This window comes from Streptomyces sp. NPDC007162 (assembly GCF_040634175.1).
Lineage (GTDB): Bacteria > Actinomycetota > Actinomycetes > Streptomycetales > Streptomycetaceae > Streptomyces.
The window spans coordinates 1-10,291 of record NZ_JBEYFC010000327.1; the positions used below are offsets into that span (position 1 = coordinate 1).

11 protein-coding genes and 1 pseudogene are annotated in these 10,291 nt (G+C 68.1%); 1 reads left to right on the forward strand and 11 read right to left on the reverse strand.

Annotation, left to right across the window (positions count from 1 at the left end; all coding sequences use genetic code 11):
- Positions 1-31 precede the first annotated feature (31 nt).
- The 11 genes and pseudogenes from ABZ646_RS30500 to ABZ646_RS30550 all read right to left on the reverse strand — a co-directional run bounded on the left by ABZ646_RS30500 (position 32) and on the right by ABZ646_RS30550 (position 9,387).
- Positions 32-1,417, reverse strand: a complete 1,386-nt coding sequence (locus tag ABZ646_RS30500; protein WP_360525802.1) for a serine hydrolase domain-containing protein — start codon at positions 1,415-1,417, stop codon at positions 32-34.
- A gap of 10 nt (positions 1,418-1,427) precedes the next feature.
- Positions 1,428-1,862 (reverse strand): VOC family protein, encoded by a 435-nt coding sequence (locus ABZ646_RS30505; RefSeq protein ID WP_360525831.1) that lies wholly within the window; start codon positions 1,860-1,862, stop codon positions 1,428-1,430.
- A gap of 180 nt (positions 1,863-2,042) precedes the next feature.
- A pseudogene (locus ABZ646_RS30510) lies at positions 2,043-2,150 on the reverse strand (transposase); the annotation flags it as partial.
- Positions 2,151-2,475: 325 nt separating this feature from the next.
- The gene (locus tag ABZ646_RS30515) at positions 2,476-3,600 is read right to left on the reverse strand and encodes a M20 family metallopeptidase (RefSeq protein ID WP_360525805.1); all 1,125 of its coding nucleotides are present in this window, start codon (positions 3,598-3,600) and stop codon (positions 2,476-2,478) included.
- 3 nt (positions 3,601-3,603) lie between these two features.
- Complete coding sequence (locus ABZ646_RS30520) at positions 3,604-4,533, reverse strand: ribokinase (protein ID WP_360525808.1); 930 nt, start codon at positions 4,531-4,533, stop codon at positions 3,604-3,606.
- A complete protein-coding gene (locus ABZ646_RS30525; RefSeq protein ID WP_360525811.1) occupies positions 4,533-5,378 on the reverse strand; it encodes a nitrilase family protein in 846 nt (281 codons plus the stop codon). Before ABZ646_RS30525 ends, ABZ646_RS30520 begins: the two co-directional genes overlap by 1 nt.
- The gene (locus tag ABZ646_RS30530) at positions 5,375-6,241 is read right to left on the reverse strand and encodes an ABC transporter permease (RefSeq protein WP_360525813.1); all 867 of its coding nucleotides are present in this window, start codon (positions 6,239-6,241) and stop codon (positions 5,375-5,377) included. The genes ABZ646_RS30525 and ABZ646_RS30530 overlap by 4 nt, the downstream gene beginning before the upstream one ends.
- A complete protein-coding gene (locus ABZ646_RS30535; protein ID WP_360525816.1) occupies positions 6,238-7,053 on the reverse strand; it encodes an ABC transporter ATP-binding protein in 816 nt (271 codons plus the stop codon). The genes ABZ646_RS30530 and ABZ646_RS30535 overlap by 4 nt, the downstream gene beginning before the upstream one ends.
- On the reverse strand, positions 7,050-7,727 hold the full coding sequence (locus ABZ646_RS30540; protein WP_360525819.1) for a M24 family metallopeptidase: 678 nt from the start codon (positions 7,725-7,727) through the stop codon (positions 7,050-7,052). Before ABZ646_RS30540 ends, ABZ646_RS30535 begins: the two co-directional genes overlap by 4 nt.
- Positions 7,724-8,515: a glutamine amidotransferase gene (locus tag ABZ646_RS30545; RefSeq protein WP_360525822.1), complete on the reverse strand. Its 792-nt coding sequence runs from the start codon at positions 8,513-8,515 to the stop codon at positions 7,724-7,726. The genes ABZ646_RS30540 and ABZ646_RS30545 overlap by 4 nt, the downstream gene beginning before the upstream one ends.
- Positions 8,512-9,387, reverse strand: a complete 876-nt coding sequence (locus tag ABZ646_RS30550) for an ABC transporter substrate-binding protein (RefSeq protein WP_360525825.1) — start codon at positions 9,385-9,387, stop codon at positions 8,512-8,514. Before ABZ646_RS30550 ends, ABZ646_RS30545 begins: the two co-directional genes overlap by 4 nt.
- 507 nt (positions 9,388-9,894) lie before the next feature.
- Between ABZ646_RS30550 and ABZ646_RS30555 the strand changes: the two genes are divergently transcribed.
- Positions 9,895-10,291, forward strand: a 397-nt coding sequence (locus ABZ646_RS30555; RefSeq protein ID WP_360525828.1) for a LacI family DNA-binding transcriptional regulator, incomplete at its 3' end; no start/stop codon positions are given.

Consider the following 10,291-nt stretch of genomic DNA (forward strand, 5'->3'; position numbering starts at 1 on the left):
GTGTTTCACGTGAAACACCGCCCGGCTGCGGCTAGCCGATCCCCCGCCATCCCTCAGAGGCCACTCCACCAGGCACAGGAGATGTCTCGTCGTACGGCTGACGCGTGAACACGAACGATCCGAGGTCCAGGTGGCTCACCGCTCCGTCGGGGCGCCGTACGGGCCGTAGAAGCTCTCCCGCGTAGTAGCCCTCCAGGCCGGTCCACGTACCGTCGCCGTCGGGACGGAAACGGGCCCGGCGGCCGGCGCCCGACAACGGGCCCAGCGAGATCAGCCCGTCGGCCGTCACCCGGAGCACGAAGGGGTGCGTGCCCCAGTACCACTGCCCCGCCAACTCGAGTACGGCCGGATCGACCTGGGTCAGTGGCCGCCACGGCTCCGGGATACGCGGTTCGGCCTCCGCGACGATACGAATGAGGTCGGCACCGACGGTGGACGTCAGCGGGCCGGAGGTGCAGTTCGCCAGCACCACGGCCGCCACGTCCTCGTCCACGCTGATGAAGAGGCCGGCAAGGAACCCGGGCAACGAACCGGAGTGCCCGACGAGGAGCCTGCCGTCACGGCGCTGGATCTGCAGACCGAGACCATAAGTGGCACCGTCCAGCACGTCGGCAGGCTCGGCCGGAGCCGCCGGGACGCGCATCTCGCGTACCGACTCGGCGCTCAGTACCCGGTCGTCGCCGACCGTCAGGAAGACGGCGAAGCGCGCCAGATCACCGGTGGTCGACCAGAGTTGTCCCGCGGGAGCCATCCGGCCGAGGTCCTCCAGCGGCTCCGGGAGCATGGCATCGGCCCAGGGGTGCACCGCCCATCCACCCGCGTGCGGTGCCTGCGGCTGGGCGCTCGTACGGCCGAGACCCAGGGGTTCGAGCACTTCTTGCCGGAGCACCTGCTCCCAAGGGGCGCCGCGGAGTTCCTCGACCAGCGCCCCGAGCAGGGTGTAGCCGGGGTTGGAGTAGTGGTGCCGGCGCCCGACGGGGTGCAGAAAGGGCTGCTCGCCGAGGACGTCGCTCAACTCCGGCCGCAACGAACCCGGGGTGCGCTCCCACCAGGGTGCCGGTGATTCGGCTGCCAACCCGGCGGTGTGCGCGAGGAGTTCGGCGATCGTCGCCTCCCCCGCGCCGGTGCCCGGCAGGTGTTTCTCCAGTGGGTCGCCGAGGTCGAGCAGCCCTTCGTCGCGCAGCCGGAGCACCAGGACGGCCGTGAACGTCTTGGTGATGGAGCCGATCCGGTACTGCACGTTCTCGTCCGGCCCGTGCCCGTCCACGGAGGTACGCGCCCCGTGCCAGACGGTCCGGCCACCCCGCACGACCGCGGCCACCAGCGACGGCGCCCTGCCTTCGGCCTGGGCCACGGCGATCCTGTGCAGCAGCGCCCGCCGAGTGGCGGGCAGCAGCTCATCCTGAAATGTCGTCACGCGCCCACCCTCAGTCGAGACAGAACTCGTTGCCCTCGATGTCACGCATCCCTATGCACGACTCGTTGTAGCCGTCGGCCACGAGCAGTCGTTCGCGTACCGCGCCGAGGGCGACCAGTCGCGCGCATTCGGCCTCGAGTACGGCGAGGCGCTCCTCACCCACGAGCCCGGTACCGACCCGAACATCCAGATGAACCCGGTTCTTGACGACCTTGCCCTCGGGAACACGCTGGAAGAACAGTCGCGGGCCGACGCCCGAGGGATCGACGCAGGCGAAGGCCGCGCCCTGGCGCTCCGGCGGCAGCGAGCGGTCGAAGTCCTCCCACGTGGCGAACCCCTGCGGCGGAGGCGGTACGACGTACCCCAGCACCTCGCACCAGAAGCGCGCCACACGCTCGGGTTCTGCACAGTCGAAGGTGACTTGGAACTGCTTGACCGATGCCATCTGCCCACCATGGTCGTAAGGGACGCGGAACCAGAAAACCAGGCTGTAGGTTCCCATTACCTGATTCACCGTCAGCTCTTGTGACCTGCGGTTTTGCGCACCGTTCCAGCATCGTGTCAGTGCCGGATTCCCATGGTGCGTGTCATTTTCCTCGGCGCATGGGCCCAGAGGTGTCTGCGTGCGGGCGCCAACCGCATGTTGGTGAGCGCGGACGATGGTGGAGTCGACCGAAATGTCCCAGTCGATCTCATCTGCCGCGTCGGCAGCGGCCTGGGCCAGCTGGAGCAGGAGCTCCCACGTCCGTCCGCGGACCACAGCCGGTGGCGTTCATAGACGGTCTTCCTCAGACGTGCTCATGCGGCACCATGCCCTGCGCCGGATCGATCTGGACGCGCCGCATTTCACCGATCGAGTCGCCGCGGCGCTGAGAGAGGTGAACGATCGGGAACAGTCCCCCCGAGCTAACTGATTCTGACCGGGAACTCCTCAGGCCGAGCTCAGCGCCGGCCTGCGGGGATCGCGCCACCCGGCCAGGGTGGTCGCGTTCAGCTTCGCAGGGCGTCCGGTCGGCAGCTGGCGGCCTGCTCGGCTGCACGGGCGCCGGCGGTTGACATTACAAGCCGCACCAGTGCTGGATGATCCTCTCGTGGATCATCGACGACTCCTGGAGTCTGGTTACGGAGCACCATTCGTCGGTGGCGTGGGCGAGTTCTGGCTGGCCGGGACCGCAGATCAGGGTGGGGACGGAGCCAAGGAGGGGGGTGAGGATTGCCGCGTCGGTGAAGTAGGTCGCGGCGCGGGCTTGGCTGGTGGTGCTGCCGATTATGTCGGAGACGATGTGGTTTGCCTGGCGGGCCCATTCGTCGTCTGGCTCGGTCCATACCGGGGGCAGGTCGAGGAAGGGGGTGAGGGTGATGTCGGGGCCAGCGTGTTGTGCCAGTCGGGCGACGACGTCTGAGTGACTTTGACCGGGCACGGTGCGTACGTCGATGGTCGCTCGGGCCTGGTCGGGGACGGAGTTGGGATTGAGGCCCGCGTGGAAGGTGCCGACATTGAGTGTGGGCGTGCCCATGATCGAGTGCGGGGTGTCGGCCTCGCGGAAGGTGAAGGTCTCCAGGCGGGTGACGGCGCGGGCGAGTTTGTAGAGGGCATTGTCGCCGAGGTGCGGGGTGGAGCTGTGGGCGGTGATGCCGCTGGCGCGGGCTTCGAGCCAGAGGGCGCCCTTGTGCCCGTGCACGAGGGCGTTCGCGGTCGGCTCCGCGATGAGGAGGGGGCCGCTGCGGCAGTTACGGAGGGTCGTCTGCAGGTGACGGACACCGAGGGCACCGGTTTCCTCGGCGGCGGAGAGGATTATCCTCAGACCTGCGCGGCGGGGGCGGCTGTTCGCGGCCATCCGGGCGGCGGCCAGGACGATGACGGCTATGCCGCCTTTCATGTCGCTGGCTCCCCGGCCGTAGAGGTGGTCGCCGTCGATGTCGCCTGTGTGCGGGTCATGGTGCCAGTCCTGGGAGCCGAGCGGAACGGTGTCCAGGTGACCGGACAGGCACAGGGGCGGGGTGTCCAGTCCGGTCGCCCATTCGGCGACGAGGGTGCCGCGCCCAGGTGCGTGCTCGTGAACGCGGACGGTGAAGCCGGCTGCTTCGAGCAGTGGTCCCACGATCGTGTGGGCGCTGCTTTCGTGGCCGTCCACCGTGTCGAGGGCGATGAGCCGACGGGTGAGATCGACGACTTCCGTCATGTGTCAGTGCTCCCTGCCGGTCGGTGCCACGGCGCTTGTCAGCTGTTCCAGGGTCGGGAAGGAGTCCTGTGCTCCGGCCCGGGTCACCGCTGCCGCTCCGACTCGGACAGCGAATTCCAGTGCTTGGGTCAGGGTGTCGCCCTTGGCGAGCCGCCAGGCCAGGGCTCCGGTGAAGGCGTCGCCCGCACCGGTGGTGTCCACCGCGGCGACGGGCATGCCGGGAACCCGGACGGGACCCGAGGCGTCCGCGGCCACCGCCCCGTCCGCGCCGAGGGTCACCACCACCGACTGCGGCCCGAGCCGAAGCAGAGCGGTGCACCAGTCCTCCGCGGTACTGCCCTTCGCCGACTCGCCAAGCATCGCTGTGGCCTCGTGTTCGTTGAGGACCAGCGGGTCGCAGGCTGCCAGTATCTGGGCAGGCAGGGCCGCCGGCGGCGAGGGGTTGAGCACGACCCGGGTCCGCGGACCGACGGCAGCGACCGCTTCGGCGACGGTGTCCAGGGGAATCTCCAGTTGCAGTGACACCACCCGGGCGGTGTACAGCAGGTCTTGTGACGCGCGTACGTCCGCCGGGGACAGCAGGGCGTTGGCGCCGGGTGAGACCACGATGCTGTTGTCACCCTGCGGCCCGACCATGATGAGCGCGACGCCGGTCGGTGCTCCGCCGACCCGCACGGCGTCGGTGTCGACCCCGGCTGCCTTCTGCGTGTCGAGCAGGAAACGGCCGTGGCTGTCGTCGCCGACCCGACTCACCAAGGCGACTCCGGCTCCCAGCCGCGCGGCGGCGATCGCCTGGTTGGCGCCCTTGCCGCCGGCGTGGGTGGCGAGATTCGAGCCGAGGACCGTCTCCCCGGCGGCGGGGCGGCGTTCGACACCGACGACCAGGTCGGCATTGGCCGAGCCGACCACCACGACGTCGTAGACCTTCGTCATCAGGCCCGGTCTCCGTACGGCGCGTAGACCTCGGGGCGCCGGTTGGCGAGCGGGTCGTTGTGCGTATTCCACCGGCGCACACGGGGGCCGGCGGTCAGATCAGCCGTGGCCAGTACGATTTCCGGGTCCTGGCTGCCTGCCGGTTCGGTCAGCGGCCAGCCGGTGGGACCGACGATGACGCTCTGGCCGATGAAGGGCTGGCCGCGCTCGGTTCCCACCCGGTCGGCAGCTATGACGTGGATGCTGTTGACGTGGGCTGCTGCCTGGCACAGGGACAGCGCCATGGCGGGCTTGCCGGGCTGCTGCCCCGGGATGGGGACCCAGTTGGTCGGCAGGCAGACGGCGTCGACGCCCTGCAGCGCCAGCGCTCGGAAGGCTTCCGGGAACCATGCGTCGTAACAGACCAGCATGCCGAGCCGGCCCAAGGCGGTGTCGAAGACGGGCAGGCCGAGATCGCCCGGTTCGAAGATGGTGTTTTCGTTGTCCCAGAGGTGGACCTTGCGGTAGGTGCCCAGATGGCCGTCAGGGCTCAGGAGGATCGCGCTGTTGTAGAGGCGGTCTCCTTCTCTTTCGGCGATGCCCGCGGCCAGATGGACGCCGAGCCGAGCGCACAGGCTGGTCAGGAAACGCGTGCTCGGTCCGTCCGGAACCTCCTCGGCCAGAGCGGCGGCTTCCTCTCGCGAGGCGAACACATAACCGGTCGTGCACAGTTCGGGCAGGACGATCAGCGTGGCTCCCCGCTCGGCGGCCTGAGTGACGGCGTCGGCGATCGCGGCGAGATTCGCGTCCACGTCGCCGATGACGGGCAGCGTCTGGACGGCGGCGACAGTGACCGGGCCGGTCATCGTGCTCCCTCCGAGGTCGGAGCGGTCTGGACGGGGGCCGGCGCCGGAAGCACCGGCACCGCGGACGCGCGCCATCGGCGTGGGGCGCTGCTGTGTCTGCGCCACGGCGTGGCAACCGTCTCCAGGGCGGCGATCAGCGCGAAGGCGATGATGCCCATGGCAGCGAGCAGCACGATGTCCCCGAAGACACCGGAGGTGTTCAGCCGCGACTGCTGCTGGGTCAGGTAGACCCCGAGCCCTCCGGTGCTGGACGCCGTCTGCTCACCGATGACGGCGCCGGTGACGCTGAACGTCGCCGACATCTTCAGTGCCGAGAACAGTGGCGTATACGTGGCCGGCAGCCGCACCGTGCGGAACGTACGCCATGGGCCACCGCCCATGGAACGGGCCAGGCTGATGGAGTCCTCGTCGACCGACGCGAGCCCGTCGAGCACATTGACCACCACAGGGAAGAACACGATGAGGCCGACGATGACGACCTTGGGAGTCAGGCCGAAGCCGAGCCAGATCACCAGGGCCGCGCCGATGGCGATGATGGGCACGGCCTGGCTGGCGATCAGGATCGGGTACAGGGCCCGCAGCACCCACCGGGACTGTGCCATGAACACCGCCAGGACAAACCCGGTCACGGTACCCAGGAGGAAGCCCAGGACGAACTCCTGCCCTGTGATCAGGATGCCCTGGGACAGGACGGCCCAGTCGTCCGCGATGGCGTGGACCGTGGCGCTCGGCGACGGCAGTACGTAAGGGGCGATGCCCACGCCGTGCACCAGCAGCAGCCAGACCGCCAGGACTGCGAGCACGGACAGTACCGGCACGGCCAGCCGTGTCCACAACTTGTCCTGGTGACCTCTGCGGTTCATGTCGTCCTCCCGGAGGGCTCGTGGGACGGTTCGTATGACGACGGGGTGTCGGAGCCCTCGTAGATCAGCCCCAGGATGTCGCGCTTGAGCGAGGTGAACTCGGGAGTCGTCAGCGTCGTGAGACCACGCGGGCGGGAAAGACCCACGTCGAAGACCTGGCGGATACGGCCCGGGCGGGGTGACATGACGACGACCCGGTCGGCCAGGAAGATGGCCTCGTCGACGTCGTGGGTGACGAAGAGGATCGTGCTGCGCTGCTCCGCCCACACGCTGAGCAGCCACTGCTGCATCTCCATCCGGGTCTGCGAGTCCAGCGCTCCGAAGGGTTCGTCCAGAAGCATGACGTCGCGGGCGAAGGCGAGCGTCCGCATGAGGGCGACGCGCTGGCGCATGCCGCCGCTCATCGCGTGCGGGTAGTGGTCGAGGAAGTCGCCCAGCCCGTACCGGGTGGCAAGGCCGGCCGCGTGGGCGCGGTCGGCGCGGGTGACCCGCCGGGTCAGGGAGGCACCCAGGAGGATGTTGTCGAGAGTGGACCGCCAGGGCAGCAGCAGATCCTTCTGCAGCATGTATCCCACGTGCCCGGAGTGCCCGGTCACATCCGAACCATCGAGCAGAACCTGCCCTTCGGTGGGTCGCTGGATGCCGGAAACGATGTTGAACAGAGTGCTTTTGCCGCATCCCGACGGGCCCACTATGGAAATGAACTCGCCCTCGCGGACGTCCAGGGACGTGTTGGAGAGTGCGACCGTGGAGCCGAAGCGCTGGACGACGTCACGGATCTCCAGTTTCGCCGCCGTACTCATGGCGCTCATCGGATCACCACGCAGTTGTGCCGGCCGAACCAGAGGACGTCCTCCTGCTTCACGCCCCACAGATGGTTGCCCATGAACGGCTCGACGGCCCAGGCGCCCCAGAGGCGGGTCTCGTTCCAGGGGTCGAGGTAGCCGAGGTCGTAGGAGGTGTTCCGGTCAAGCGAGTGGCCTATGTTGTTGAGCCGGTCCAGGAGCAGCAGGCCGGTCGGCTCCAGCGCGTCCTGGAACGCGAAGAACAGGTCGCAGGCCCGCATCCCCGGACGGGCCGCGGCCAGCGTCGTCTCATGGACGTGCCGCATGGTCTCCAACGCCTCGCGGTAACCGGGGTTTTCGCCCCGCATGAAGCTGCGGGTGCAGTCACCCCACCAACCGTCCTCGGTTACGGGGTGCACATCGACGAAACCGAGGTCAATGTTCCACAGGACGCGGTCACTGGGCTTGTCGGTGGGAAAGCAGCTCAGTGTTCCAGCACCGAAGCCGACATTGGTCGGGGTCCACACGCCCTTGCTGCCGCGTGCGTCGAGCAGTTCCTCGGTCCAGTCGCGCACCGCGATCTCGGTCTGTCCTGCCTGGACCTGCGCGGCGACTTCCTCGGCGACCGCGACCGCCAGACGCTGGGCCGCCACCAGTCCGGACGGCGGGACTTCGGTCAGCCCTTCGGGAGGCGTGGTCATGGCGCGGACACCTCCTCCAGCTTGTCGGCCGCCGTACTGCCGGCGGTCGCGCAAAGCCACTGGACGGACTGCTGCCAGAACGTGTCGTAGCCGCTCCAGGCCATGAAGTCGTCGGGCAGCCAGTGCGGTCCCATGTCCGAGGTGAAGGCCATCACCCGTCCCGCGCCCGCCCGCCCGCTCACCGCAAGAGGACGGCCGTCGACCTCGACCAGCACCTCTGCCCCCGCTCGCACCCGCACCCTCTGGTAGCCGAGGATGGCCGGCCACTCGGCCGGCAGCCCCTGGGTGACGGGATGTCCGGGATCCCTGACGACAGGGGTGACCCCGTGGGGCGTCTCCTCACGGTCGTCTCCGGTCTCCATGTCGACGGGGAGGACGTCAGAGATCGCGGTGTTGACGTAGTTTGCTTTCGCCTCGATGCCCTGGAAGCTGAGATATCCGCCCACCATCAGCAGGGCGCCACCGGCTCGGACCCACGAGGCGAGGGCATCGAGCCGGTTGGGGCTGCGACTGCCGTTGAGGAAAGTCGTCGCCGGCAGCAGCAGGGTGTTCGCGCCGATGTCACTGAGTACCACCAGGTCGAAGGCGTTCAGTTCATCCTCGGTGCGGGGAAAGTCCTCCGCGGCGAGGTGGTTGGGCAAGTAGGTCACTTCGTGGCCGACCGAGCGCAGGGCCTTCAGGAACGGCCCGGCTCCTTCGGCGTAGGTCGAGGTCACGAACGAGTCGAACCCCTTGGTGTGGGTCGAGGTCGTCGTCCACGACTCCCCGGCAAGCAGGATCCGGCTCACTTGTTCTCCAGGAGTTCATTGGTGAAGTACGCGCTCGGCGCGTCGGTCTTCTTCACGAGCTTGTAGTCATCTGCGGCCTTCAGCAGCGCCGACCAGTTGGCGCTGCTCTGCGCGAGACTGCTCGCGGTGACGTTCTTGCCGAACAGAGCACTGGTCGCCTGCCATTGCAGCGTGGTGAACTCGCGGGTCTGAGCCTTCGGGTAGGTGGTCATGAACGCATCGACAGCCTCCTTGGGATGCGCGATGGCGTACTGCAGTCCCTTGACCGTGGCGTCCATGAACTTCTGGGCGGTGTCCTTGTGGCTCTTGAGCCAGTCGCTGTTGGCCGCCAGCACCCAGACCGGGCTGTTCGGAACGCCGTGGTCCTTCGCCGACACCATCGAGTAGTCCTTGACGCCCTGCGACGCCAGTTCGCTCCCCTCGGCGTTGGTGACTCCGGTGATCGCATCCACCTTCTTCTGCAGAAGGAGCGGCACCGTATCGCTCGACGCGGTGACCAGATGGACGTCCGACAGCTTCAGTCCCTGGCTGTCCAGCATGATCTGCAACTGCGCCTTGGACCATGAGTCGTTGTAGGTGCCGATCGTCTTGCCCTTGACCGACGCGAAGTCCAGGGGCTTCTTGGGAGAGCTCATCAGCCCCCAGTTGTTGCCCGTGCCGTACCGCGCGACGCTCACCATCGGTGCACCCTGGGCCCGTGCGAAGACGACATCCATCGAGGTGTCGAACGCGAGGTCAGCCCGCCCGGTGCCGATGTACTGCGCAGTCGCCGATGTGTTCGGCGGGGGGATTATTTGCAGGTTAATGCCCGCTTTGCGATAGAATCCCTGCTTCTGGGCGACGACCCACGGAATCCAGAACCCATCGGCCACCGGCCACTCCTGCACCATCCTCACTGTCGTCAGACCCCCGGCCGCAGCCGAGCCGCCTGAAGAAGCCTGTTGGCTGCTCCCGCATCCGGTGGCCACCAGGGCACAGGCGGCAGCGACCGGGAGCACACGCCAGGCTGTCCCCCGTGCGGCTCGGTGTGCAGTGCCGGCTCTGCTGGGATTGTCTCTCCGGATGTCCATGGGGCTCCTTGGGATTGACCGGAACGGCGCTGGCAATCGATTGCCGAGAATCATTAGGGGGTCGTCGCCGCATGTCAAGGGGTGAATTTCCGGCAATTCCGACGTAACGCGGCCGTTACCGAGAGCTACTCGGACGACGAGCCAGGGTCGTGCAGGCGCTCTCGTTTGGACAACGCTGCCCCGGTCGCCCGTCCGGCCTTCGTGGCATACTCCCGACAACGAGCGCCGTCAGCCGCGACGGCCCCCGAGGAGGAGGACGCCCGGATCGCCGTGCAAGCCAGCATCTACGATGTCGCCAAAGCCGCCGGAGTGTCCCCGTCTACCGTCTCCCGGGTGCTGAGCGGCGCCCGCGCCGTCCGTCCCGAGTCGGCCGCGGCCGTGTCAGCAGCCGTGGAAGAACTCGGCTACCGGCCAAACCAACTCGGACGCGCCCTGCGCAAGCAGTCGACCCAGGCCATCGGCATGATCGTGCCCCGGGTCGACAACCCGTTCTTCCCAGGTGTCGTACAACACACCGAGGAGAGCCTGCGCAAGCAGGGTTACGCACTGCTGCTCTGCACGTCCAACGACGACCCCGACATCGAGGCACAGCGTCTGGACATGCTCACCGAGCGGCAGGTCGACGGCCTGCTGATCAGCCCCTGCCACCAGACCCTCAGCCTCCCCGCGGTCCGGCGGGCGGCGGAACGAGTTCCGCTGGTCCAGC

What these genes read in the sequence shown, in the direction of transcription:
- ABZ646_RS30505 (WP_360525831.1), bottom strand. Translation starts at nt 1,862, where the DNA reads ATGGCATCGGTCAAGCAGTTCCAAGTCACCTTCGACTGTGCAGAACCC.
- ABZ646_RS30515 (WP_360525805.1), bottom strand. Translation starts at nt 3,600, where the DNA reads ATGACGGAAGTCGTCGATCTCACCCGTCGGCTCATCGCCCTCGACACG.
- ABZ646_RS30520 (WP_360525808.1), bottom strand. Translation starts at nt 4,533, where the DNA reads ATGACGAAGGTCTACGACGTCGTGGTGGTCGGCTCGGCCAATGCCGAC.
- ABZ646_RS30525 (WP_360525811.1), bottom strand. Translation starts at nt 5,378, where the DNA reads ATGACCGGCCCGGTCACTGTCGCCGCCGTCCAGACGCTGCCCGTCATC.
- ABZ646_RS30530 (WP_360525813.1), bottom strand. Translation starts at nt 6,241, where the DNA reads ATGAACCGCAGAGGTCACCAGGACAAGTTGTGGACACGGCTGGCCGTG.
- ABZ646_RS30535 (WP_360525816.1), bottom strand. Translation starts at nt 7,053, where the DNA reads ATGAGCGCCATGAGTACGGCGGCGAAACTGGAGATCCGTGACGTCGTC.
- ABZ646_RS30540 (WP_360525819.1), bottom strand. Translation starts at nt 7,727, where the DNA reads ATGACCACGCCTCCCGAAGGGCTGACCGAAGTCCCGCCGTCCGGACTG.